The following is a 22,716-nucleotide window of genomic DNA, read 5'->3' as shown; positions in this document are numbered from 1 at the left end:
CCCGGGGATCGGGTCAGCGGGTGGGGACGGCGAGGAGGAGGGCGAAGCGTTCGGCGTCGTCGGTCCACCAGTGGCGGACGGTGAAGCCGCCCGTGGCCAGTTCCTCGGTCAGGGACGCGCGGCGGAACTTGCAGGAGATCTCCGTGCGCAGGTGCTCGTCCGTCGCGAACTCCACGGAGAGGTCCAGGGCCGGTATCTTGACGGTCTGGTCCCGCAGTGAGCGCAGGTGCATCTCGATGCGCTCGTGCTCCTCGTTCCAGCGCGCGACGTGCGCGAAGGCGTCGGGGTCGAAGTCGGCGTCCAGCTCGCGGTTGAGGACGCCCAGCACGTTCTTGTCGAACTCCGCGGTCACGCCGAGGCTGTCGTCGTAGGCGCGGAGCAGGACCTCGCGATCCTTGACCAGGTCGGCGCCGAGCAGCAGCACGTCGTCCGCGCTGAGGGTGAGCCGCAACGCGCGGTAGAAGGCTTGCCGTTGCGCCTCGTCGAGGTTGCCGATGGTGCTGCCGAGGAAGGCGACCAGGCGCGGGCCCGGGGCGTCCGGCGGCAGGGTGAGGTCGGTCTCGAAGTCGGTGACGGTCGCGGCGACGCGCAGCCCCGGGTAGTCGCGGATCAGCGCGGCGCCCGCCTGCTCCAGCGCGCTGGGGCTGACGTCGAGCGGGGCGTAGCAGGAGAGCGTGCCCGCGGCGGTGAGCGCGTCGAGCAGCAGGCGGGTTTTGCGGGAGGAGCCGGAGCCGAGCTCGAAGAGGGTGCCGGCCCGGGTGAGGGCGGCGATCTCGGGCGCGCGGCGGGTCAGGATCTCCTGTTCGGCGCGGGTCGGGTAGTACTCGGCGAGATGGGTGATCCGCTCGAACAGCTCGCTGCCGTGCTCGTCGTAGAACCACTTGGGCGGCAGGGTCTTGGGATCGGCGGTGAGGCCGGAGACGACGTCGTGGCGCAGGGCCTTGGCCAGGTGGTCGGCCGGGAGCCGGTTGTCCAGGGTGAAGAGCTGTCGTTGCGTGATCATGGTGAGTCTCTCCGGTTCTGTTCCGCGGTCCTGCTCGTGGGCGGAACGAGGGGTGCGGGAAAGGCTGTCGGTCGACTGCTTCGGTGTTCGCGCCGGGGGACGCAGGCGGAGGATGCGGGCGCCCGCGCGGGTCGCGAGCACCAGGGAGTGGTCGGGGACCTCCTGCCACTCGCCGCCGGTGGACCCGGTGGACCCGGTGGACCCGGCGGACCCGGCGAGTTCGTCGTCGGGCTCGGAGGCGACGAGCACTCGGCCCGGCGCGCACCGGTACCAGAGGGTGTCGCCGAACCGGGTGGCCGCGATCGACGCACCGTCGGTGAGCAGCAGGTTGAGCCGGGCGTCCGGGCGGACCGACGCCACCTGCCGCACCAGCGCGGCCAGCGCGCCCCCGGCGGGTTCGCCCCGGCGCAGGCGGCGCACCAGCATGGCCCAGAGCAGCGCGGAGTCGCTGCGTGCCTCGAGTGCGAGCAGCGCGGCGCTGTCCAACGGCGCGTCGGCGCCCGGCGTGCCGGAGGCGGCGACGGCCGCCGGGAGGCGGGTCCAGTCGGGGATCACGCCGTTGTGACTGAACAGGTAGCGGCCGTCGCGGAACGGGGCGGCGGCCGCCTCGTCCTGCGTGGTGCCCGCCGTGGCGGAGCGCACGGCTGCGAGGATCGCGCCGCTGCGGACGGCGCGGGCGAGTTCGGGGAGGTTCGGGTCGGCCCAGATCGGCACCGCCCGCCGGTAGCGGGCGGGTTCGGGCGCCTCCTCGTCCTCCTCCCGGTCCGCGGGGACCGGCTCCGGGTACCAGCCGAGGCCGAAGCCGTCGGCGTTGACGGTGCCGTGGCGCTGGCGACGCGGTGACCAGGACTGCTCGTAGAGTCCCCGCGCGGGCCGCAGCACGACCTCGGCGAGCGGTACCACCGGCCCGAGATAGGTGAGATGACGGCACATCAGCGGCGTTCCTCGGGGTCGGCGTCACGGGCGGTGCGGAAGCCGCAGAAGATCTGGCGGCGGATCGGGTAGTCCCAGTTGCGGAAGGTGCCGCGGCAGGCCACCGGGTCGACGCCGAAGGCGCCGCCGCGCAACACCTTGTAGTCCGGGCCGAAGAAGACCTCCGAGTACTCCTTGTACGGGAACGCGGTGAACCCCGGGTGCGGCGCGAAGTCGCTCGAGGTCCACTCCCACACGTCCCCGATCAGCTGGCGCACGCCCAGCGGGGAGGCGCCGGCCGGGTGGCTGCCGACGGGGGAGGGCTGGAGGTGGCGCTGCCCGAGGTTGGCGAGTTCGGGGGTGGGGTCGGCGTCGCCCCACGGGTAGCGGCGGGAGCGGCCGGTGGCGGGGTCGTGACGGGCGGCCTTCTCCCACTCCGCCTCCGTCGGCAGGCGCCGTCCGGCCCAACGGGCGTAGGCGTCGGCCTCGTACCAGCACACGTGCAGCACCGGCTCGTCCAACGGAACCGGCTCGACGACGCCGAAGCGGCGGCGCAGCCAGCCGCCCTCGACCGCGTCGGGTGTCTCGGCGCGCCGCCAGAACAGTGGTGCGTGCAGGCCCGCCTGGACGCGGTGGGCCCAGCCCGCCGTGCTCCACCAGCGGGGTTCCTCGTAGCCGCCGTTGGCGATGAACGCCTGGTAGGCGCGGTTGCTGACGGGCACGGTGTCCAGCCAGAAGCCGGGGAGGTCGACGCGGTGGGCGGGGCGCTCGTTGTCGAGCGCCCAGGGCTCGTCGTCGGTGCCCATGGAGAAGGGGCCCGCGGGAATCCACGTCTCGGGGGGCAGGTCGGCGGCGTCGGCGGGTGCGGGGGTGGGGCGGGGCGCGGTGAGGACGGCGGGGCCGCGGCGGAGTTGGTGGGTGGCGAGCATGGTCTCGTCGTGTTGCTGCTCGTGCTGGGCGAGCATGCCGAAGACGAAGCCGTCGGCGAGCAGGGGGTCCGCGCTGTCGGGGTCGAACGGTGCGGCGTCCAGGACGCGGAGGGCGCGTTCGCGGACGGCGGCGAGGTAGCGGCGGGCGGGGTCCGGCGGGAGCAGCGGGAGCGCGGGGCGCTCGGCGCGCGGGTGCTGGAAGGCGTCGTACAGCGGGTCCAGGTCGGGGCGGATCGCGTCCTGGCCTCCGGCGGCGCGGACCAGCCAGATCTCCTCCTGGTTGCCGATGTGCGCCAGGTCCCAGACCAGGGGCGACATCAACCGCGAGTGCTGCGCGGCGAGTTCCTCGTCGTCGAGGCAGTCCGTCAATGCGAGCGTCCGCCGCCGCGCCCGCTCCAGCGCTTCCCGCGCCAGGGCGCGAAGCGCCTCGGTCGAGGGCCGCCCCCCGGCACCGTCCCCAGCGGGGCCGCCCGCACCGCCCTGCGCCTGCGGCGCGGCCGGGCGGGTGTGCTCGGGTGTCGAGTGGTTTTCGGTTCTGCCTGCGGCGGGGTCGGCCGCGCCGCCCTGCGCCTGCGGCGCCGCCGGGCGGGGTGTTTCGTGGTCGGGGTGGGCTCCCCTGGTGCTTGCGGTTGCGCCGAGGGCGGGGCTTCCGGTGGTGTCCTGTGTCTGTGGCGTGGTTGGGCGGGGTGTTTCGTGGTTGGGGTGGGCTCCCGTGGTGCTTGCGGTTGCGCCGAGGGCGGGGCTACTGGTGGTGTCCTGTGTCTGTGGCGTGGTTGGGCGGGGTGTTTCGTGGTTGGGGTGGGCTCCCGTGGTGCTTGCGGTTGCGCCGAGGGCGGGGCTTCCGGTGGTGTCCTGCGTCTGGGGCGCGGTTGGGTGGGGGGTGGGCCGGCTGGGGTGGCGCTCGGTCGGGCTTCCGGAGGTGGGGGTGGCCGGGGGGCGCGCGGGCTCGCTGGGGCGGGCGGTCGCGGTCATCGGGGGAGTCCTTCCGGATGGGCGGGGCGACCGGTGGTGCGGAGGTCGTCCAGGAGGTCGTCGGCGGGACATCGTTCGCGCGCGGTGTACTGCTCGGCGAAGGCGGTCACGGCGCCGCGTAGCGTCGCCGGGACGCCCGCGCGGCCGAGGGCCGCGTCTGCGGCCTCGAAGCAGGCCAGCGCGGCCTTGGCGAGCTCGGGGCTCGATGCGCCCAGGCGCGCGGCGCGGGACCATGCCGCGAGCGGCGGGAACGGCGAGGACGCGCGGCACAGCGGCTCGGTGGCCGTCCAGGCCGCCTCCGCCGCGCGCAGGTCGTCCAGCAGCACGGTGGTCACCAGTGCCGGGACCAGCCACCCGTCGCCGGGCTGCGCGTCGATCATGCGCAGCTCCAGCCAGCCGCGCGCGCGGACCGGCGGGAAGAGGGTGCTGAGGTGGTAGTCGAGGTCCTCGCGGGTGGCCGGGCGTTCCGCGACGCCACCGTCGAGCCAGGAGGCGAAGGTGTGGCCGGGCGGGGAGGTCCAGTCGGCGGGCGCGTCGCGCCGCAGGCAGAGCAGGCCCGCGTCGAGCGCGAAGCGTGCCCACGCGTCGCGGGGGTCGGCGTCCTGGGGCAGGCCCTGCGGGGGCCTGGTGCGGCTGGGGTCGAGGTGTTCCCACACGGCCTGGCGGGTGGACCGCCAGCCGGTGGGGCGGCCCTGCCACAGCGGGGAGTTGGCGAAGGCGGCGACCAGGACCGGGCCGAGCCGGTGCACCAGCTGCCAGCGGGCGCGGTAGCCGTCGAGCCCGCCGTTCTCGGTGCCGGCGTCCAGGTTGAGCTGTACGGCCGCGGTGGCGCGCATCATCATCCGGCCCCAGGGGCCGATGCGGTCGAGGTAGGCCTCCATGGCCGCGTAGCGCGGGTGGTCCAGCACGCGCGGCGGATCGCGGAAGGGGTCCAGGCCGTAGCCGGCCAGGTGGAGGCCGTGGCGGTCCAGGGCCTGCCGGACGAGCGCGAGGTCGGTCGCGGCGGTGGTGACGCACGCCAGGGGACCGGGCGCGCAGGGGGTGCTCAGTTCGAGCTGGCCGCCCGGCTCGCGCGTCAGCGCGGTCCCGCTGGGCAGCCGTCCGTCCGTTGCCGGGAGTGACGCGAGGGCCGCGTCCAGGCGTTCGGGCGGTACGGGTCGGCGCGGCTGCGTCCGGTCGAGGACCAGCCATTCGAGCTCGACGCCCGCGTTTCCCGGCGGTCCTGTCTTGAAGCACACGCCGTGGATGTGGCCTTCGGCCTGGTCGAGCGAGAGCTCGTCCTGTGCCTCGGTGTCGGACTCAGGTCCCACGGTTCACGCCTCCTTCCATGTCCACCTAACCCCTCGGCGGCAGGAGCGGCACGCCGAGCGCGTCCATCCTCCGTGGCCTGCGGAGGGCGCGACAGCGGTGTCTGAGCCAGTCGCGCGCCTGCGCACCGGCGGGGCGATTTCACCCGATTGGTCATCGAACATCGGTGCGACAAGGATGCGTCGTATACGGATGGGGGGATGGGGGATGGCCTGAAATCGACGTTTGTGATCAAGCGCGTGCAGGGATCTGGGCTGTTGCGAAGATCGGTCGAGGGGGCTGGGATGAACCATCCGGTTTGGCACGGTTCTCCCCGGCGCGTCGCTGTCAGTCCTTCGTACTACTGTTCGGTGCTACATGGTCGGTGCATGCCGACGCGAGGGATCGACAAGGGGGCTGGTCGATGTATCGCCAAGGAGATGTGCTCCTGGTGCGGGTGGCGGCGATCGCCGTCCCCGCGTCGGTGACTGCGCTGCCGCAGCAGTCGCGGGACGCACGCGGGCGGCTGGTGCTCGCGTCGGGCGAGGGCAGTGCCCCCGTGCACGCCGTCGCCGGGCCTGGTCGCCTGCTGTGTGGGGTGGGCGGCCGCGCGGAGGAGCCCGGGCAGGCCTGGCTGGAGCTCACGGCACCGGCGCTCCTGGAACACGAGCGGCACGCCCCGATCGAGCTGCCGGCCGGCTGGTACCGCGTGGTGCGCCGGCGCGGCTACCTGCCCGCGCCGCTCGGTGGATCCGCGGAGTTCTGAGGGCGGGCCGAGGGCTGCGGGGGCGCGGGCAAGTAGCCGCGCGGCGACAGGCTGAGGCGAGGAGGGAGACGGGGATGACGACGGAGCAGACGGAGCAGGACGTCTGGGTCGGGATCGGCACGCGGGTCGGGGTGACGGACCGGGCCGCCGCGGAGGCCGGCGTGCGGGCGGCGTACCGGCAGGCGGGGCTGCCGGAGCCGCGTGCGCTGGTGTGGTGCGCCTCGCCACTGGTCGGCACGGCGGCGGCGCTGCTGCTCACCACGGGCGCGGAGGGTCTCACCGGGCCCGAGGCCCGGTGGGCCGTCCCGGAGGCCAGGCGCCTGCTGGCGGCGCAGGACGTCCGGGCGGACCGCCCAGCCGGTGCGGTGAGCGTCAAGGAGGCCGTGCGGGTCAGGCCCTGGCGGCAGGCCAGGGAGCGGCTGGTCGCCCGGCTCGGGCGGGAGGCCTGGTCGGAGCGGTGGACGGTGGCCTCCGGGCAGAGCTGGCCACGTCTGGACGCGCTGGCCGGGCAGATCCGCGTAGCCGTCGCCGACGGGCTGGCCGGTCGCGGCGCGGCGAGCGAGGGCGCACGGCCGGCCGTGGGCCTGGCGCTGTTCGACGCGGTCCCGGGCCAGCAGGACGCGGTCCGGCTGGCCGGGCTCGCCGACGATCCGGGGCTGGCCGGGCCGGTGGCGATGGCCCGTTCGTCCGGCTGGTGGTGGCCCTACGCCGAGGTGGCGGTGCTGGCCGACCTCCCCGTCGTGCTCGACCGGGACGCGACGGGCCGACTGCACGGAGTCGACGGACCGGCTCTCGCCTACGGGGACGGTTTCGCCCTGCACGCCTGGCGCGGCACGGCCGTGCCCAGGTCGCTCTTCGAGCGCCTCGGCGCGCTGACCGTCGAGGACGTCCGCGCCGCGCCGAACGCGGAGCAGCGCCGGGTGCTGCTGGAGCACTTCGGCCCCGGCCGCTACCTCGCCGCGTCAGAGGAGGCGCAGCTCGTCCACCAGGACGGGACGGGTGTGTTGTGGCGGCTCGAACTCCCGGACGACGAGCCGCTGGTGGTGGTCGAGGTGACCGACCCGGTCCCGGAGCCCGACGGGACGCGGCGGGTCCGCTGGCTCCGGGTGCCGCCCAGCACGCGCAGCGCCCGGGAGGGTGTGGCCTGGACGTTCGGGATGCCCGCCGAGGCGTACCGGCCCAAGTACGAGACCTGACGCCCCGGCGGACGAGGAGGTGCGGGGGTGACGATCGAAGGTCAGGAGAGCAGGCTCCAGGACTGCCCCGGCGCCGCCGGGTCGGCACTGTTCGTCACCACGGTGCTGCCCGGGCTCGCGCCGCCCGAGGTGTCGAGCACGAGACCGGTGGCCACGTTCGTCACCGTCAGCGCGCCTGTCGCGGTGTTCTGGAGCACCCGCCACTCCTGCCACGGATTGCCCGCCGAGTAGTTGAGCAGGTAGGCGCTGTTCCCCGGCTGGGTGCCGGCCGCGAGGACGGTGTGGACGTGGGTGGCGGTGTCGCAGTTGTCGCTGATGCGGACCGTCCCGTCGGGGTTGCCGGTGAAGGTCCACATCTCCGAGGTGTGCGTCGGCCACCAGGTGTTGACGTCCGCGACCGAGGTGAGCGGCGAGCTGCAGGTGCCGGAGACCTCCAGGACCAACCCGCCGGTGCCGCCCGCGCCGAGCGCGTGGTACTTCCCGTCGCCGACGACGCTCGCCGGCACTGTGGTCGGCAGCGCGGAGAGCCGGTAGAGCGCCACACCGTGCGGCGGGACGGACGCGCTGATCGTGCCGCCGCCCGCAGCGGTGACCTCGCCGGTGGCGCCGGTCCACAGCTCCTTGGTGGCGTAGCCGGGGCCGGTGAGGCCGAGCGCGGAGAGGCTGGTGCTCACCGTCCGCGTGTTGGCCGGGTCCTGGTTGACCAGCAGTACCGCCGTGTCACCGTCGGCCAGTTGGCGCTGGAGCACGACGGGCGCGGTGGCGGAGTCCGGGGCCGCGCCGACGAGCGTGGCGGGCCTGCCGAGGCTGTCCTGGTCGATCGCGATCACGTCGCGGTTCTTGTAGAGGGTGAGCGCGGACGCCGGGATGCCGGTGGACCAGGTCGCGGTGCCGTCGGTCCGTACCGAGTCGGCGGCGGAGCGGAAGTCGGTGCCGGAGATGAGCGGCGCGGCCATCATCGACAGGATCGAGATCTCCGTCTGCGACTCGGTGTCGGTGAACGGTTTGTGGCAGGAGCAGGTGTCGGTGACTCCCCAGTCGCCGTAGGGGTCCTGCCAGCCGGCGAACATCATGTCCAGGTCGTTCCAGCTGCCCGGCCGGACCCCCGCGCGGTACTGGAGGGCCGTCTGCAACTGGCCCTGGTAGAGCACCCCGTCCAGCTCGCTGTCGCGGTCGCCGCCGATCCGGCAGAGGTTGGCGACCTGTCCGCACCACACACCGGTGGGCGCGTAGCCGGGGGCCTGGTCGGCGGGGGTGCTCGCGGCCTCGATGACCGGATCGGTGCGGGCCGGGTCGTTCGGGTCCTCGAGGTAGGGGATGCCGCTGTGGACCGGCTGCGCCGAGACGCTGAGGGTGACCCGGTTGGCTCTGCCCTGACCAGTCGTGGCGGCGTCGAGCGCCTTCTGGAAGGTCTGGACGCGGGCGTAGATGGACTCGGTGAGCTCCTTGCCCTCCCCCTGGGTGCCGTAGTTGTGCCCGTCGGGGCCGGTGATCGGCGGGCCGTAGGGGCAGTCGTCGTACTTGACGAAGTCGACGCCCCAGGAGACGAAGTCGGCTGCGTCGGTGGCCTCGTGGCCCAGGCTGCCCGGGTGGCCCTGGCAGGTGGTGTAGGTGTCGGTGGCGTAGAGGCCGAACTTCATGCCCTTGCTGTGGGCGTACCAGGCCAGGTACTGGATGCCGTTGACGGTCTGTCCGTTGACGGTCTGCGAGGGGAAGTTGTCCGGGTCCGGGATCAGGTGTCCCGAGGTCGGGTCGATGCCCGTCCCGTCGGTTCCGCTCACCGGGTTGCCCGCGGCGTCGTAGAGCTGGAGCGAGCCGTAGGCGTCCTTGACCAGGTCGGTGGTCTGCCCGCTGCGGTGCATCAGCGACCAGCCGTCGTCGATGGTCACCGTGTCGTAGCCGGCGGCGACCAGGCCGTTGGCGGACATGAAGTCGATGGTCTGCTGCACCTCCTGCTCGTTGGTGTCCGTCCCGAAGGTGTTCCAGGAGTTCCAGCCCATGGGCGGGGTGAGGGCGGTGCCGTTGTCGAGCGCGGCGGCGGGCGCGGCCGTGGCGAGGCCGAGCCCGGCCGCTGCGGCGGCCGAGCCGGTGGCGAGCAGGGCGAAGGCGAGGACGGCGCCGCCGAGCCGCGTTCTGTGGCGGGCGTGGGGTGCACGCATGGGGAGGGCTCCAGGAAGGAGTGGGTGGGTGGTGGGTGCTCGGATGTTCGGCGTGAGTGTAATTGCACATGCCACATGACACTAGGGTTGCGACGGAACCGCTTTCGGATGGCGTCCGTCCTATCGGCACACGACGCAGGATCGGAGCGGGGGCATGGAAAGTCGCAACGTCAGAGGCACGGCCGTCATGGCGGGTTGGCTGGTCGTCGCAGTGCTGGTCACGGGCTGCGGGGGTGTGTCGCACCCCGGCGGCGACAAGGTGGTGGTGAGCGGCAAGGGGGGCTCGACACCCCCACCGGTCGCGACGACGCGCGCCACGCCGCAGCAGGCGGCGCCGGGCGCGCCGGCGCCGGGTGGCCCGTGCCCGACTCCCGCCCAGTGGCGGAACCTCCCGGCGCCCACGCACATCGACGGCACCCCTGCCTCGACGCCCGAGGCGCAGGCACTCTCCCAGGCCGTCGGCGCGGCCGGCCGGGAGTCCGCGTTCCGCGACGTGTACGGCAGCCAGATCACCGACTTCCCCGCCGGGCATGTCGCCCTCTGCGTCACCGACCTGGCCGGCGGTCGTCGGCTCGGCGCGGAGGCGAAGCGGATCGACCCGCGGGTCGACCTCGGGCGCCTCGACCTCTACCTGGCCCGCTACTCCGCTGCGCGGCTCGAATCGGCGGTCCAGCGGCTGACGCCGCTGATGCCGAAGGGTGCGCTGGGCTTCCCGATCAACGGCTTGGGCAGCGGCGCGGACTCGTCCTCGGTCGAGGTCGACACGAACGCGGCGGGGATCGCCTCGGCGGCCTTCAGGCACTACCTGGAATCCCGCACGGGCGGCATCCCGGTCACCCTCGTCAACCAGGGCCCCGCGGTCGCGTTGTAGCCGCACCCCGCGCTCGGGCGCGCCGCGCAGCGCGCGCAGTCACCAGCGGGCGGATGCCCCTCACCGAGCGGAGCCCTTCCCGCAGGGTGGTGCCCCGCGCCCCGGTGGCCCTGGCTCCGGCGCGGCTGCGCGCCCCGCTGCGGCTGCGGAGCGGCAGCGCCGTCGTGCCCCTGCGCTGCCGAGCCCCTGCTTCGGCGTGAGCCGAGCCGCGCCGAGCTCCCCGTTCCGCCGCGCTCTCGCGGCCCTGCGCCGCTGCGGTTGCGTGTCCCTGGCTAGGCTGGGAGGGTGCCGTGCAGGGTGAAGGTGGCGCGTGGTCGGGCGAAGGCGAAGGCTGCCACGTGGGCCGGTCCGACCGGGAGGTCGGTGATGGTCCAGGCGTCGGGGTGGCGGGAGGGGTCGTCGCCGAGGTAGTCGCTGGCCGGGTCGCGGCCGAGGCCGGTGCCGAGGGCCTTGAGGTAGGACTCCTTGCGCGTCCACACCCGAGCGAAGGACGCGGGCGTGGGGCCGGCCAGGGAGGCGGCGAGCTCGGCCTGCTCGTCGGGGTGGAGGGACGTCATCGTCTCCCGCGCGGTCGCGGCGGAGGGGAGGGCCTCCACGTCCACGCCGACGGGCGTGGCGTCGGGGGCGAGGCCGATCAGGACCAGGCCGCCACCGTGGGAGAGGGAGAACGCGGGGGCGTCCCCCGGTGCCGCCAGGCGGGGACGGCCGTGGAGCTCGCCGCAGCACGGGCAGGGCTCGCGCTCGAAGCGCAGCTCCGCCGCCGGCAGGCCGGTCCGCGCGGACAGGACCGCGCGCAGCCCGGCGTGGGCCACCGTGTACAGGACGCGGTCCGCCGCCCGGAAGAATCGCCCGGCGCGCTCGCGCTCGGCCGCGTCGAGGACGTCGAGGTCGAGCTCCGGCTGCGGGATTCGGGCGTCCAGCAGCCACAGCTGGACCTCCGCCGGGGTGGCCGTCACGGCAGCAGCCCGGCGAGGTGGCGGGCGTAGCGGGCGGTCGCGCCCGGCGCGAAGGGGAGGAAGAGCTCGGGTTCGATCAGCTCCAGCTCCATCACGGCGGGACCGTCCGCGAGTTCGACCAGGTCGACGCGGCCGTAGGCGACGGGCGCCGGGGCGGCGGCCAACGCGGCACGCGCGACGGCGAGTTCGGCCGCCGAGGGGGTGTGCTCCTGGACCGTGCCGCCGTGGTGCTGGTGGATCCGGTACTCGCCGGAGGCCGGCACCTTGCGGACGGCGTGGCTGAACTCGGTCCCGAAGAAGACCAGCGAGGTCTCGCCCCGGGTCAGCACCGACTCCACGAGCGGCTGCAGCAGCGCGTCGCCGCCGCGCGTCAGCTCCGTCAGGTGCGCGGCGGTCTCCGGAGCGTCGACGGGGGAGCGGAGCGCGCCGCGTGCGCCCGCGGAGACGGCCGGCTTGGCGACGGTCTCGATGGCGCCGTGCCGGTCGCGGAACGCCGCCAGCGCCGCGTCGACCTCGGTCCGGTCCGCGCCGCGCGGCAGCAGGGTGGTGGGGATGACCGCTATGCCCTGCGCGCCGAGGGCGGGCAGGTAGCCCTTGTGGTGGTTCCAGGCGATGACCTCGGCCGGGTTGCGCAGCGTGGTCAGCTTGTCGGTCCGCCCGGCCCAGGCCAGGAACTCCTCCAGCCGGTCCCAGTAGTCCCAGGTGGTGCGCACCAGCGCCATGCCGTGCGTGCCCCAGTCCAGGGGCTCGTCCCACGGCTGGATCTCGGCGCTGACGCCGAGTGCCCGCAGCTCGGTCGCGAGCAGGTCGTTCTCGCTGGCCTCGCGCGGCATGGTGCGGCCGGTGAGCAGGACGATGTCGGACACGGGCAAGCCGCCTCTCGGTCGTGCGGGGGTCGGGTGCGCGGGAGGTTTCCCGGAGGTTCCCGGGGGCCCGGAATCGAGCCTAGCCGGTCCCCGATCCGGATGGATCTTGAGCCTGCCCCTTCTGCCGGGCAGCCGCCGACTCCACGGGTATTGACGCTCCGCCAGGCGGACGGGAGACTCCCAGAATCTGGTTAGGAAAGTTTCCTAACTTGGAAGGGAGTGTCGATGTCCCGTACTCCGCAACGCCTCGTGGCCGCCCTCGCCGCCACCGCCGCCCTCGCCGGGGGTGCCTTCGCCGTCGGCGGCAACGCGGTCGCCGCCGCCACGGCCACGCGCGCCGCCACGGCCGCGAAGCTGGCCTTCCCCCAGCACCAGACCTACCGGACCGGCGTGATGCCCTCGGCCTCCCAGGCCACGCGCGACGCGGCCGTCGAGAAGCAGTACGACTCGTGGAAGGCCACCTACCTGCACCACGGGTGCGCGAGTAACGAGTACTACGTCTCCACCAAGGGCGACGGGGACGCGACCAACAACGGTCCGGTCTCCGAGGGTCAGGGCTACGGCATGAACATCGTGCCGCTGATGGCCGGTTACGACGCCAACGCGCAGACCGAGTTCAACGGGCTGTGGCAGCTGGTCAAGGACCACAAGGACCAGTGGGGCCTGATGCAGTGGCAGTTGGACGGCAAGACCTGTAAGTACTACAGCTCCGGTACGCCGGACGCGGCCACCGACGGCGATCTGGACATCGGCTACGGCCTGGTCCTCGCCGACAAGCAGTGGGGAGGCTACACCGCCGACGCCAAGGCCTGGCTGGCCAGTGTCTACGCCCATGACGTGACCTCGGACGGCCACCTCAAGTGCGAGGACGACGGCCCGTCGACCGACACCCGCCCGTCCGACAACATGCTGGACCACCTGCGGGCCTTCGCCGCCTACGACACCGCGCACGACTGGACCAAGGTCGTGGACCGGATGCAGGCGGTGGTCGGCGAGTTCACCGCGGCGTACTCGTCGAGCGCCGGCCTGATGTCGGACTTCGTCATCCACGCGAACACCACCTCGCCCTCCCCGGCGCCCGCGAACTACCAGGAGGACCAGCCCGACAACATCGTCGGCTACAACTCCATCCGCGTCCCCTGGCATCTCGGCACCGACGCGCTGCTCTACGGTCCGACCACCGCGGCCGTCTCGCTGGGCGACGCCAAGAAGTGGTCCGCCTGCACCAAGAAGCTCGCCGGCGGAGACCCGGCCAAGGTGCAGCCGCACATCAAGCTCAACTGCGCCAACGGCAACGTCTCCGGCGACACACAGGCGGAGGAGGCCGGCGACTCGATCGGCCCGGCGGCGATGGCCGCGGGCGACCAGGCCTGGACCGACGCCATCTGGAAGCAGTTGCAGAGCAACCCGTTCGGTGACGGCTACTACGGCGAGACCATCAAGACGATCGTGATGATCGTGATGGCGGGCGACTACTGGAACCCCAGCCAGCACTGACGCGACGTCAGAACGGCGCTCCACCCGCGGCCCGGGTGGAGCGCCGTTCGCACCTGTGGCTTGCGCCTCAGTCCCGCAGGCGACGTCCGCGGACGGGACGGTGCCTCCACGATGCCAGGCTCCGCCGGACGAAGGCGGCCACCGCTCGCAGCGCGCCCGGCACGTGCGGCGCCGCCGCCATCACTGCGACGGCCACGGCCACGGCGGCCAGCAGCAGGAGGTAGTTGCGCAGGTAGGGCAGCGGCAGCAGGCTCGGGTTGCCGTGGTCGACGCCGGCGCGCAGCACGGCCGGCAGGCCCACCGCCGTCAGCGCCGCCACGACCACCAGCCCGCCGCGCAGCAGCGGCCGCCGGACCAGCGCGGTCCCCGCCAGCAGCACCAGCGGCAGCCAGAAGCCGTCGTGCAGCACCACCGCGCCCGCGCCCCAGACGAGCACGTCCAACGGGTCCCGGATATAGGGGTCGTGGAGCAGCCCGTAGACGCCGTAGCCGATACCGGCGATCCCGAGCAGGGCGAGCGCGGTGCGCAGCGTCCTGGCCGTCCTGGCCGTTCTGGCCGTCATTGTCACAGCACCTCCAGCCGGGAAACCCACTTGGTCTGCAGCACGCCGGGCCGGTTGGGCGCGATGATCCGCGCCGGATAGCCGTGGTCGGGGTGCAGCGCCTGGCCGTTGACGCGCAGCGCGAGCAGGGTGAGGGGGTCGCGCGCGTAGGTGTGGGGCATCGTCATCACGGCGTAGGGCCCGTTCCGCTCCAGGGAGGTCACCCGGACCAGCGCGCCGTGAGCGGCGCCCGCGCGGTCCAGCAGGTCCCGCAGCCGCACGCCGCCCCACCGGGCGGACGCGCTCCAGCCCTCGACGCAGGCGATCGGCAGGTCGACGTCGGTCTGGGGGAGCGCGAGCAGCTCCTCCATGGTGAGGCTGTACGGGCGCGGTCCGTCGACCCGCAACCGCCAGTCGGCGGGCGTCGTCACCGTCCCCGCCTGCGCGGCGGTGCGGTTGACCGGCAGCCCCTGCGGCCCGAGGTCGGGCCTGCGCGGCGCGAGCAGGTCCAGGGAGCGCAGCCACGGCACGGTCTGCCCCGCGGTCACCAGCGTCACCGCGCCGACGGCGGCCGCCACCGACCCCAGCAGCGCCCGCCGCCCCGGCAGTGCCGGCTTGGTGCGCCGCCAGTGCGCGGCGATCTCCGGCGCCTTGGCGGCGATGTGGAGCAGCAGTCCGCCGACGGCGATCCAGGCCAGCCAGAAGTGCGTCTGCCGGAAGGGGAACGGCCACGGGTACCACTGCAGGGTGTTGAGCAGTCCGGTGAAGAGCTCCAGCAGGAGCGCGGCGAGGAGGAGGGCGATGCCGAGGCGCTCGAGGGCGTGCCGGACGGTGCGGGCGGGCGGCCACGAGAACAGCCGCGGGTAGACCACCCACAGCTTGGCTCCCAGCAGCGGGATCGCGGCGATGCCGCTGATCACGTGCAGGCCCTGGGTGACACGGTAGCCCTGGACGGGCCGGCTCGGCAGGTGGTCGCGCAGCCAGGTCGGCGGCTGCTGGAGCAGGTGGCTGATCAGGCCGGTCACGAAGCAGATCAGGACGGCTGCGCCGAGCCACCGCCCGAGCACGACCGCGGTCCGCGGCTCGTGCAGGCGTGACCGGAAGGTCCCCTCCTTGAACGGCCCCCGCCGCAGGGCCTGCGGCGGCGCGGGCAACGTCACATCGAGGGGATTACGGAGGCGGAGGCGTCTCATGTCTCCATGAGACGCCCGCAAGCAGGGTCTGAAGCCGATCAACCCGGCTACGGAAGTCTTACGTCAGAGGGACGTTGCACTGACCTCGGGGCCGCGGGGAACTGCGCGGCAAGCCACTGGTGAGCGGACGGTCCGGGGTGCCCAGGGCCATCCGCACGCCAGTGGTTGTTCGCGCCCACGCGGCGGAGCCGCATATCGGCAGAGCCTCGCGCCCCTGAAGGCGCTGCGCGCCTTACCGCAGCATGCCGCCGATGAGGCCGCCGACGCCGGCGGCCTCGACGTTCTCGCCGGACTCGGCCGCGAGGTACGGGGCGAGGGAGTGGGCGAGGTTGGGGAGCGGCATGCTCTGCAGCCAGATCTGGCCCGGCCCGGTCAGGGCCACCAGCAGGAAGCCGTCCTGGCCGAAGATCTTGTTCGCGATGCCGGGGATCCGCGTCATCGAGAACTGGACCGACTGGTCGAACATGCCGACGTGGCCGGGGTGCGCCAGCATCGTCTGGCCCGGGGCCAGCGTGTAGGTGGTGAGCTCGCCGGAGAGCTCGATCCAGGCGCGGCCCTGACCCTCCAGCTTCTGGAGCAGGAAACCGTCGCCGCCCCACAGCCCGCCGCGGATGCTCTGCTGGAAGCCGACGGACGGGGTGATGCCCGGCGTCCCGGCCAGCCAGCCGTGGCGGTGGACCATGACGCTGCGGCCGGGGGTCAGGTCGATCGGCACGATGTGCCCCGGCACCTTGGACGCGAAGGCGACCAGGCCGGGTGCGCCCTGCGCCTGGTACTGCGTCAGGAACAGGCTGCCGCCCCCCATGACGCGCTTGATCGCGCCCATGAAGCCGCCGCCGTTGCCCGGGCCGCCGCCGGACATGGTCTGCGACATCTGGATGTTCCCGGACATCCACGACAGCTCGCCGTGCGGCGTCACCACGTACTCGCCCGGGCCCAGCTGCACCTCCAGCACCGGCATGGTGGTGCCCTTGATCTCAGCCTGCATGGCGGCTGCCCCCTCCAGATCTCGTCGGTTCTGTCCGCACCGTAGCGCTCCGCGCCAGGGCCGCAAAGCCAGGTCGGAGGACTGTTGCCGGACCGGGACGGGACGTGGACGCACGGCGGACGCTCGGATGGTTCGCGATCTGTCGGGCGGAGGGATTCCGGCCTTACAGCTTGCCCGTGGCTGTCCGGGCAGTGGATTTGGCAGCGTGGTGGCCCGACTGTCCCGATCCCCGAAGGAGCCACCGCCATGGCCATCGTCCTGCACCGCGCCGACCGAGCCGAGCTCGGTGCGTTCGCGCCCAAGCCGACCAGCACCACCGAGGGCCAGCAGGAGGCGCTGCACACGGTGTGGACGTCACCCGAAGGAGCGGAAGCCGGTGTGTGGGAGGCGACACCCGGACGGTTCACCGCCACCCGGGAGGGTTACCACGAGGTGTGCCAGATCCTCTCCGGGCGGGCGACCCTGACGCCGACCGGTGGCGAGCCGGTCGAGATCGGGCCGGGGGACCTGCTGGTGACGCCGGCCGGGTGGACCGGCGTCTGGGAGGTCCACGAGACGCTGCGCAAGACCTACCTCACGATCGATCTTCCTCACGAACTCTGAGCCCGGGCCAGTCGAGCAGCAGCTGCTGCTTGCGCGGCAGCGAGGCGACGACGAGGTCGTAGGAGTCCTCGACCATCTCCCGGACCAGCCGGTCCGGGAGGGACCCGTCCAGTAGGACGGTGTTCCAGTGCCGCTTGTTGAGGTGCCAGCCGCCGGTGATCGCCGGATGCTCCGCGCGCAACCGGACCGCCAGGTCCGGGTCGCACTTGAGGCTGACCCGCAGGGGTTCGGCGTCCAGCGCGGAGAGGGCGAAGACCTTGCCGCCGACCTTGAAGACGGACGTTTCCGGATTGAACGGGAACGTCTCCTCCGCGCCGTTGAAGTCCAGGCAGAAGGCATGGAGTTGAGGAGAGGTGAACGGTCCGTGATGCATGCCACCAGTCTGCCGCCTCACAGATAGCATGATTGGGATCTCCGGGATGACGGTATGTCACCCCGGAGCGGGGTTGCTGTTGGTTGCTGCTGGGGAGGGGCCGACGTGGCAGAGAACGCGGACATCGACGCGGAGTCGGAGTCGGAGTCGGGTTGGGACTGGGCCGAGGCGGAGGAGGGCGAGGCGGAGCCGCGCGCCGAACTGCGCACCGACGTCCCGCACCCGGCCCGGATGTACGACTACTACCTCGGCGGCAAGGACAACTTCCCGGCGGACCGGGCCGCGGCCGAGAAGGTGGTGGGGCTCGTCCCGACCGTCCTGGACGCGGCCCGCGCCAACCGCCGCTTCCTCGGCCGGGCCGTCCGGCACGCGAGCCGCCTGGGCATCCGGCAGTTCCTCGACATCGGCACCGGCATCCCGACCGCGGAGAACACCCACGAGGTGGCGCAGCGGATCGCCCCGGAGTCGCGGATCGTCTACGTCGACAACGACCCGATGGTCCTCACCCACGCCCGCGCGCTGCTCAGCAGCACGCCCGAGGGCCGGACCGCGTACGTGGACGCGGACTTCCACGAGCCGGACGCGATCCTGAACGCCCCGGTGGTCAAGGAGCTGATCGACTTCAGCAAGCCGGTCGCGGTACAGGTCGTCGCGCTGCTGCACTTCGTGCCGGACTCCGACGAGCCGTACGCGCTGCTGGACCGCTACAAGGCCGCCCTCGCACCGGGCAGCGTCCTGATCCTCTCGCACGGTACCGCCGACCACTCCGACGACGAGGACACCAAGAACGCGGTGACGGGCATCTACCAGGCGGCCGGCATCACGGTCGCCACCCGCAGCCACGACGAGATCCTGCGCTTCGCGACCGGCGCCGACGGGTGGGAGCTGATCGGTCCGGGCGCCGTGTCGATCCACGAGTGGCAGGCCGAGGAGGAACCGGTCGGCGAGGAGGACCAGCGCCTGACCCGGGCGCAGGTCGGCGGCTACGGCCTGATGGCGGTGAAGCGGGGCTGAGGCCCGGCGCTCAGAAGCCCCGCAGGCGCTCGGTCTCGCGACGGTCCCGCTTGGTCGGGCGCCCGGTGCCCCGGTCGCGGACCGGGACGGCGGGGGCGAGCTCGCGTGGGAGCGGGGGCGGACTGTTGTCGATCAGGCACTCGGCGGCGACGGGCGCGCCGACGCGCTTGGCGACGGTGCGCTGGACGATCACGATGCGTTCGCGTCCCTCCTGACGCAACCGCACCTCGTCCCCGGGCCGCACGAGCTGCGCGGGCTTGGCGCGCTCCCCGTTCACCCGCACGTGCCCGGCCCGGCAGGCGGTCCCGGCGGCGGACCGCGTCTTGGCCAACCGCACGGACCAGATCCACGCGTCGACGCGGACGGGTGCGGTGGGCAGTTCCTGGGCCATGCGCCTCACCCTACGCCTCGGGTCGGTTGCCCCCTCCTCAGGCGGCGCAGCCGCCAGCGGCGCGGGGCTCCGCGCGACAATCCCCCAGCCTTCGGCCGGGAGGTGCTCCTGAGGTGCCCCCTCCGGCGTGCGGATGGTCCTCACTGAACAGGGCCATCCGCACCGGGTGGCTGCTCGCGCCCACGCAGGGGGCACCTCCCGAAGGCTGGGGGAGGAGCCGCAATCAGCAGAGCCCGTGCCCCTGAGGGGCTTCAGCTCTCGCCCTGTCCCGTGAGGCGGCCGAGCTGGAGTTGGAACCAGTCCAGGCGCGCCTGCAGCAGCGCTGCCTCCGCCGCGAGTTGGGGAACGAGGGTGTCCGGGTCGGCGTTCGCCGGCGGGGTGTCCGCCGGGGCGCGAGGGGGCGGGGGAGCGAGGCGTTCGTCGCAGGTGGCGAGGGTGCCGGGGCCGGCCAGCGCCGCGTACGCGGCAAAGCGCAGGAGCGGGCGGTGCCCCGCGCAGACGGCGCACGTGCCGCTGATCGCGCGCCAGCCGAGAATGCCCTCGCCCGTGTCGAGGACCCCCTCGGACGCGCGGCCGCAGGCGCAGCGCGGGAAGCCGATCCGCCGGACCCGCTGCCGCTCGAAGCGCATGCCGCGTTCGTGGCGGAGGTAGACGCCCAGGACGGCCACGTCCAGGAGCACGGTGTCCCGGTACTCCGTCGCACAGCCGAGCTCGATCGCCGCGCCCGCCTCGTGCAGGCAGTAGAAACCGCACGCGCACCAGCGCGACGGCGGGCGGTGACGCCGCTCGTAGCCGCAGCGGGCATCGTCGAGCGGTCCGTAGACGATGTCCCCGCCGAGCGACACGCCTCGGAAGCCGAGGCGGGTGCCGTCGGCGGAGAGCATCGGCCGGGCGATCTTGTACCCGACCGGCGGTCGGTCCGGACGCTCCCGCTGGGCGCGCCGGAAGCCGCTCACCGCTGGGTGCTCGACCCCGCGGTCACCGGCTCCATCGGCGCCGGCCGTGCGGTGTCCGCTTCGACGGTGCCGGGCTCCGATACGGGACGTGGTTCCTCGACGCCGCCGTCGAGCACGTCCTCCGCGACGCCCTTGGCGACGAGCTTGCCCAACTTCATGACGACCCCCTCCTGTCCGTGACGCGGTGACGGTTCGCGTTCCCATGGTGACTCAGCGACGGCGTCGGCGGAAGAGGCCCCAGCGCTTCGACGGGTGGTTCCCCTCGGCGGGCTTCGCCGCCTCCGGCTCCTCGGCCGGCCGCTCGTCGCCGTGCCGGAAGGTTTCGGCGAGGCAGCGGCTGTCTCGGATCGGGCTCGGGTATGGAACCGAACTCGACCTCGGCGTTCGGGAAGAACAGCCGCAGCGTCAGCACCGCGCTGGGCGACTCCACCGCGGACGCGGCCACGGAGAGCCGTGTACGGACAGTCGGCTGCTGCCTCCGTGCGCCGCCCGCCGCCCGCCGCCCGACGCCCGTCGACCGCCGGTGGAGGCGGTCCGAGGCCGCGTGTCGCACAATGTGCGGGTGCCCAGTTCTCAGAAGACGAGTTCACAGAAGAGCAGTCAGTCCGCGTCCCCCGCCCGTCGGCGGGAGATCCTGGGGACCGCCGCGCGCGTCTTCGCCGAGCAGGGGTACAACGCCACGACCGTGCGGAAGATCGCGGACGAGGCCGGGCTGCTGGCCGGAAGCCTCTACTACCACTTCGACTCCAAGGAGTCGATGCTGGAGGAGATCCTGTCGGGCTTCCTGGACGAGCTGTGGGCCGGCTACGACGAGGTGCTGGCCGCCGGGCTGGGCCCGCGCGAGACGTTGGAGGCCCTGGTCACGGAGTCCTTCCGGGAGATCGACCGGCACCGTGACGCCGTGGCGATCTACCAGAAGGAGGCCCGCCAGCTCGCCGCCCAACCCCGCTTCGGGTTCCTCGCCGACTCCCAGCGGCGCTTCGAGCAGGTGTGGTTGGAGACCCTGGAACGCGGGGTCTCCAACCAGGACTTCCGTTCGGACCTGGACCTGCGCCTGGCCTACCGCTTCCTGCGCGACACCGTCTGGGTCGCCGCCTCCTGGTACCGCCCGGGCGGCGGGCACAGCCCGGAGCAGATCGCCCGCCAGTACCTGTCCATGGTCCTGGAGGGCATCGCCGCTCAGCCCCTGCCTTAGGGCCTGGGTCGGCCTGGGTCGGCCGGGGCGTCGCGGGGGCACTGCGGATCACCAGATGCGGACGCGCTCCTCCTCGGCCAGCCACAGGCCGTCGCCCTCGGCGGTGGCGAAGGCGCGGTGGAACTCGTCCAGGTTGCGGACGATGTTGGCGCGGAACTCGGCCGGGGCGTGCGGATCGATGGCGAGACGCTGCTCGGCCTGCTCCTTGCGGCACTTGAAGCGCCAGCAGTACGCCCAGTTCAGCAGGAGCGTGCGGGACTCCGCCGGGTCCAGACCATCCGTGCCGTTGGCGTCGAGGCCGCGGGAGATCCGGTAGGCCTTGTGGCCGATCGTCAGACCGCCCAGGTCGCCGATGTTCTCCCCGACCGTCAGCGCGCCGTTGACGTGCTGGCCGGGCAGGTCGCGCGGCGAGTAGGCGTCGTACTGGTCGATCAGCGCCTTGGACTTCTTCTCGAAGGCGGACTTGTCCTCCGCCGTCCACCAGTCGTTGAGGTTGCCCGCCCCGTCGTACTGCGCGCCCTGGTCGTCGAAGCCGTGCCCGATCTCGTGGCCGATGACCGCGCCGATGCCCCCGTAGTTCTCCGCCGGCTCGGCGCCGGGGGAGAAGAAGGGCTCCTGGAGGATGCCCGCCGGGAAGCAGATCTCGTTGGTGCCCGGGTTGTAGTAGGCGTTGACCGTCTGCGGCAGCATGAACCACTCGTCGCGGTCCACCGGCGCGCCGATCTTGGCCAGCTCGCGGTCGACGTCGAAGGCCGCCGCGGTGCGGGCGTTGCCCAGCAGGTCGCCGGCGTCGGCGTCGAGCGCGCTGTAGTCGCGGAACCGGACCGGGTACCCGATCTTGGGCCGGAAGGCGTCCAGCTTGAGGAAGGCCTGCTGCTTGGTCTCCTCCGTCATCCAGTCCAGTGCGGCGATGGAGTCGCGGTAGGCCGTCAGGAGGTGGGCGACCAGTTCGTCCATCATCGCCTTGGAGGCGGGAGGGAAGTGCCGGGCCACGTACTCCTCGCCGACCGCCTCGCCGATGGCCCGCTCCACGAAGGAGACCGCTCGCTTCCAGCGCGGACGCAGCTCCGGGGTGCCGGCCAGGGTGCGCTCGTGGAACTCGAAGTGGGCCCGGACGAAGGCGGCGGACAGGAACGGCGCGGCGGAGCTCAGCACCCGGGCCATGGCCCAGGAGCGCCACTGCTCGATCGGCACCTCGCCGAGCAGCCCGGACAGGTGCTCGAAGTAGGAGGGCTGCCGCACCAGTGCCTCGGCCAGCGTGCCTGCCGATCCCGCCTCGCCGCCGAGCGCGGCGACGTACCCGCTCCAGTCGAAGCCGGGGGCGAGCGTGGTGAGGCCGTCCCAGCCGGTGAGGTTGTAGGTCTTCTGCACGTCGCGGGTCGCGACCCGGTCCCAGTGGCCGGCCGCGAGCCGGGTCTCCAGCGCCAGCACGGCGGCGGCGCGCTCGGCCGGCTCGGGCGACTCGGCCAGCGTGAACAGTTCGGTGAGGTACGCGGCGTACCGCTCGCGGACCTCGGCGAACTTCTCCTCGCGGTAGTAGGACTCGTCGGGCATGCCGAGGCCGCCCTGGACCAGGTTGACCAGGTAGCGGTCGGAGTCGCGGTCGTCGGTGTTGACGTAGGCGCCGAAGAGCCCGGAGCCACCGGCGCGCTCGAAGCCGCCCAGGAAGGAGGCCAGCTCGCGCACGTCGCCGAGACCGGCCACGGCCTCCAGCTCCGAACGCACCGGGTCCAGGCCGCGGGCCTCGACCGCGGCCTCGTCCATGAAGGAGGAGTACAGCGCGGAGATCTTCCGGGCGTTCTCGCTGCGTGGCGTCGGCTCGCTCGCGAGCTCCTGGATGATCTCACGCACCTGTTGCTCGGACCGCTCGGCCAGTTCGGCGAACGGGCCCCAGCTGGACCGGTCGGAGGGGATCTCCGCGGTGTCCAGCCAGGTGCCGTTGACATGTCCGAAAAGGTCGTCCTGCGGTCGTGTGCCGGGGTTCATGCCGTTCTTGGCGCCGTCGAGAATGCTCATCCTCGGAGCGTACGGCAGAGCGACCCGCTGAC

21 protein-coding genes and 1 pseudogene are annotated in these 22,716 nt (G+C 73.1%); 7 read left to right on the top strand and 15 right to left on the bottom strand.

Annotated elements, in window-relative coordinates:
- Positions 1-13 precede the first annotated feature (13 nt).
- The 4 genes and pseudogenes from egtD to egtA form a co-directional block, all read right to left on the bottom strand.
- Positions 14-1,003 carry an L-histidine N(alpha)-methyltransferase gene (gene egtD / locus ABH931_RS11440; protein WP_370112364.1) on the bottom strand — a complete coding sequence of 330 codons (990 nt, stop codon included), beginning with the start codon at positions 1,001-1,003 and terminating at the stop codon, positions 14-16.
- Between the two features lie 171 nt (positions 1,004-1,174).
- Positions 1,175-1,936, bottom strand: a pseudogene (gene egtC, locus ABH931_RS11435) (ergothioneine biosynthesis protein EgtC); the annotation flags it as partial.
- Positions 1,936-3,258 carry an ergothioneine biosynthesis protein EgtB gene (gene egtB / locus ABH931_RS11430; protein ID WP_370112363.1) on the bottom strand — a complete coding sequence of 441 codons (1,323 nt, stop codon included), beginning with the start codon at positions 3,256-3,258 and terminating at the stop codon, positions 1,936-1,938. The gene egtB and the pseudogene egtC, both read right to left, overlap by 1 nt.
- A gap of 554 nt (positions 3,259-3,812) precedes the next feature.
- Positions 3,813-5,126 (bottom strand): ergothioneine biosynthesis glutamate--cysteine ligase EgtA, encoded by a 1,314-nt coding sequence (gene egtA, locus ABH931_RS11425; protein WP_370112256.1) that lies wholly within the window; start codon positions 5,124-5,126, stop codon positions 3,813-3,815.
- A 419-nt stretch (positions 5,127-5,545) separates the two neighbouring features.
- On the opposite strand from egtA, the gene ABH931_RS11420 reads away from it, so the two are divergent.
- Positions 5,546-5,869 carry a hypothetical protein gene (locus tag ABH931_RS11420; protein ID WP_370112255.1) on the top strand — a complete coding sequence of 108 codons (324 nt, stop codon included), beginning with the start codon at positions 5,546-5,548 and terminating at the stop codon, positions 5,867-5,869.
- A gap of 74 nt (positions 5,870-5,943) precedes the next feature.
- Entirely contained in the window at positions 5,944-7,065 is a 1,122-nt protein-coding gene (locus tag ABH931_RS11415; RefSeq protein WP_370112254.1) for a DUF6745 domain-containing protein, read from the top strand.
- 41 nt (positions 7,066-7,106) lie between these two features.
- Here ABH931_RS11415 and ABH931_RS11410 read toward each other — a convergent pair whose 3' ends face one another.
- Positions 7,107-9,224: an alpha-galactosidase gene (locus tag ABH931_RS11410; protein ID WP_370112253.1), complete on the bottom strand. Its 2,118-nt coding sequence runs from the start codon at positions 9,222-9,224 to the stop codon at positions 7,107-7,109.
- A gap of 154 nt (positions 9,225-9,378) precedes the next feature.
- On the opposite strand from ABH931_RS11410, the gene ABH931_RS11405 reads away from it, so the two are divergent.
- Complete coding sequence (locus tag ABH931_RS11405; RefSeq protein ID WP_370112252.1) at positions 9,379-10,095, top strand: hypothetical protein; 717 nt, start codon at positions 9,379-9,381, stop codon at positions 10,093-10,095.
- A 272-nt stretch (positions 10,096-10,367) separates the two neighbouring features.
- On the opposite strand, the gene ABH931_RS11400 is transcribed toward ABH931_RS11405, so the two are convergent.
- Together ABH931_RS11400 and ABH931_RS11395 are read right to left on the bottom strand one after the other, a co-directional pair.
- A complete protein-coding gene (locus tag ABH931_RS11400; RefSeq protein ID WP_370112251.1) occupies positions 10,368-11,051 on the bottom strand; it encodes a 4'-phosphopantetheinyl transferase superfamily protein in 684 nt (227 codons plus the stop codon).
- Positions 11,048-11,917 carry a RimK family alpha-L-glutamate ligase gene (locus tag ABH931_RS11395; RefSeq protein ID WP_370112250.1) on the bottom strand — a complete coding sequence of 290 codons (870 nt, stop codon included), beginning with the start codon at positions 11,915-11,917 and terminating at the stop codon, positions 11,048-11,050. Before ABH931_RS11395 ends, ABH931_RS11400 begins: the two co-directional genes overlap by 4 nt.
- A 225-nt stretch (positions 11,918-12,142) precedes the next feature.
- Here ABH931_RS11395 and ABH931_RS11390 point away from each other — a divergent pair, with 225 nt between their 5' ends.
- Positions 12,143-13,414: a glycosyl hydrolase family 8 gene (locus ABH931_RS11390; protein ID WP_370112249.1), complete on the top strand. Its 1,272-nt coding sequence runs from the start codon at positions 12,143-12,145 to the stop codon at positions 13,412-13,414.
- Between the two features lie 67 nt (positions 13,415-13,481).
- Here the strand turns inward: ABH931_RS11390 and ABH931_RS11385 are convergent, their stop codons facing one another.
- The 3 genes from ABH931_RS11385 to ABH931_RS11375 all read right to left on the bottom strand — a co-directional run bounded on the left by ABH931_RS11385 (position 13,482) and on the right by ABH931_RS11375 (position 16,136).
- Positions 13,482-13,976 (bottom strand): hypothetical protein, encoded by a 495-nt coding sequence (locus ABH931_RS11385; protein ID WP_370112248.1) that lies wholly within the window; start codon positions 13,974-13,976, stop codon positions 13,482-13,484.
- Between the two features lie 2 nt (positions 13,977-13,978).
- The gene (locus tag ABH931_RS11380; protein ID WP_370112247.1) at positions 13,979-15,115 is read right to left on the bottom strand and encodes a molybdopterin-dependent oxidoreductase; all 1,137 of its coding nucleotides are present in this window, start codon (positions 15,113-15,115) and stop codon (positions 13,979-13,981) included.
- 265 nt (positions 15,116-15,380) lie between these two features.
- On the bottom strand, positions 15,381-16,136 hold the full coding sequence (locus tag ABH931_RS11375; protein ID WP_370112246.1) for an AIM24 family protein: 756 nt from the start codon (positions 16,134-16,136) through the stop codon (positions 15,381-15,383).
- 246 nt (positions 16,137-16,382) lie between these two features.
- Between ABH931_RS11375 and ABH931_RS11370 the strand changes: the two genes are divergently transcribed.
- Positions 16,383-16,739, top strand: a complete 357-nt coding sequence (locus ABH931_RS11370; RefSeq protein ID WP_370112245.1) for a cupin domain-containing protein — start codon at positions 16,383-16,385, stop codon at positions 16,737-16,739.
- Here the strand turns inward: ABH931_RS11370 and ABH931_RS11365 are convergent.
- Positions 16,711-17,112 carry an MmcQ/YjbR family DNA-binding protein gene (locus ABH931_RS11365; RefSeq protein ID WP_370112244.1) on the bottom strand — a complete coding sequence of 134 codons (402 nt, stop codon included), beginning with the start codon at positions 17,110-17,112 and terminating at the stop codon, positions 16,711-16,713. The two genes, ABH931_RS11370 and ABH931_RS11365, sit on opposite strands and share 29 nt — an antisense overlap.
- Positions 17,113-17,217: 105 nt before the next feature.
- Here ABH931_RS11365 and ABH931_RS11360 point away from each other — a divergent pair, with 105 nt between their 5' ends.
- Positions 17,218-18,126, top strand: coding sequence for an SAM-dependent methyltransferase (locus tag ABH931_RS11360; RefSeq protein ID WP_370112243.1), 909 nt, complete (start codon positions 17,218-17,220; stop codon positions 18,124-18,126).
- Between the two features lie 10 nt (positions 18,127-18,136).
- Here ABH931_RS11360 and ABH931_RS11355 read toward each other — a convergent pair whose 3' ends face one another.
- The 3 genes from ABH931_RS11355 to ABH931_RS11345 all read right to left on the bottom strand — a co-directional run bounded on the left by ABH931_RS11355 (position 18,137) and on the right by ABH931_RS11345 (position 19,631).
- On the bottom strand, positions 18,137-18,517 hold the full coding sequence (locus ABH931_RS11355) for an RNA-binding S4 domain-containing protein (RefSeq protein ID WP_370112242.1): 381 nt from the start codon (positions 18,515-18,517) through the stop codon (positions 18,137-18,139).
- Between the two features lie 251 nt (positions 18,518-18,768).
- Positions 18,769-19,473, bottom strand: coding sequence for a hypothetical protein (locus ABH931_RS11350; RefSeq protein ID WP_370112241.1), 705 nt, complete (start codon positions 19,471-19,473; stop codon positions 18,769-18,771).
- Positions 19,470-19,631, bottom strand: coding sequence for a hypothetical protein (locus tag ABH931_RS11345; RefSeq protein WP_370112240.1), 162 nt, complete (start codon positions 19,629-19,631; stop codon positions 19,470-19,472). The genes ABH931_RS11350 and ABH931_RS11345 overlap by 4 nt, the downstream gene beginning before the upstream one ends.
- Before the next feature lie 404 nt (positions 19,632-20,035).
- Here ABH931_RS11345 and ABH931_RS11340 point away from each other — a divergent pair, with 404 nt between their 5' ends.
- The gene (locus tag ABH931_RS11340; RefSeq protein ID WP_370112239.1) at positions 20,036-20,668 is read left to right on the top strand and encodes a TetR/AcrR family transcriptional regulator; all 633 of its coding nucleotides are present in this window, start codon (positions 20,036-20,038) and stop codon (positions 20,666-20,668) included.
- A gap of 48 nt (positions 20,669-20,716) precedes the next feature.
- Here ABH931_RS11340 and ABH931_RS11335 read toward each other — a convergent pair whose 3' ends face one another.
- Entirely contained in the window at positions 20,717-22,684 is a 1,968-nt protein-coding gene (locus tag ABH931_RS11335) for a M13 family metallopeptidase (RefSeq protein WP_370112238.1), read from the bottom strand.
- Positions 22,685-22,716 lie beyond the last annotated feature (32 nt).

This window comes from Streptacidiphilus sp. MAP12-33 (assembly GCF_041261265.1).
Lineage (GTDB): Bacteria > Actinomycetota > Actinomycetes > Streptomycetales > Streptomycetaceae > Streptacidiphilus.
This window is presented reverse-complemented; position numbering and strand designations above follow the sequence as displayed.

Coding starts and splice junctions, on each gene's coding strand:
- egtD (WP_370112364.1), bottom strand. CDS start 1,003: ATGATCACGCAACGACAGCTCTTCACCCTGGACAACCGGCTCCCGGCC.
- ABH931_RS11415 (WP_370112254.1), top strand. CDS start 5,944: ATGACGACGGAGCAGACGGAGCAGGACGTCTGGGTCGGGATCGGCACG.
- ABH931_RS11410 (WP_370112253.1), bottom strand. CDS start 9,224: ATGCGTGCACCCCACGCCCGCCACAGAACGCGGCTCGGCGGCGCCGTC.
- ABH931_RS11405 (WP_370112252.1), top strand. CDS start 9,379: ATGGAAAGTCGCAACGTCAGAGGCACGGCCGTCATGGCGGGTTGGCTG.
- ABH931_RS11390 (WP_370112249.1), top strand. CDS start 12,143: ATGTCCCGTACTCCGCAACGCCTCGTGGCCGCCCTCGCCGCCACCGCC.
- ABH931_RS11385 (WP_370112248.1), bottom strand. CDS start 13,976: ATGACGGCCAGAACGGCCAGGACGGCCAGGACGCTGCGCACCGCGCTC.
- ABH931_RS11375 (WP_370112246.1), bottom strand. CDS start 16,136: ATGCAGGCTGAGATCAAGGGCACCACCATGCCGGTGCTGGAGGTGCAG.
- ABH931_RS11370 (WP_370112245.1), top strand. CDS start 16,383: ATGGCCATCGTCCTGCACCGCGCCGACCGAGCCGAGCTCGGTGCGTTC.
- ABH931_RS11365 (WP_370112244.1), bottom strand. CDS start 17,112: ATGCATCACGGACCGTTCACCTCTCCTCAACTCCATGCCTTCTGCCTG.
- ABH931_RS11355 (WP_370112242.1), bottom strand. CDS start 18,517: ATGGCCCAGGAACTGCCCACCGCACCCGTCCGCGTCGACGCGTGGATC.
- ABH931_RS11345 (WP_370112240.1), bottom strand. CDS start 19,631: ATGAAGTTGGGCAAGCTCGTCGCCAAGGGCGTCGCGGAGGACGTGCTC.
- ABH931_RS11335 (WP_370112238.1), bottom strand. CDS start 22,684: ATGAGCATTCTCGACGGCGCCAAGAACGGCATGAACCCCGGCACACGA.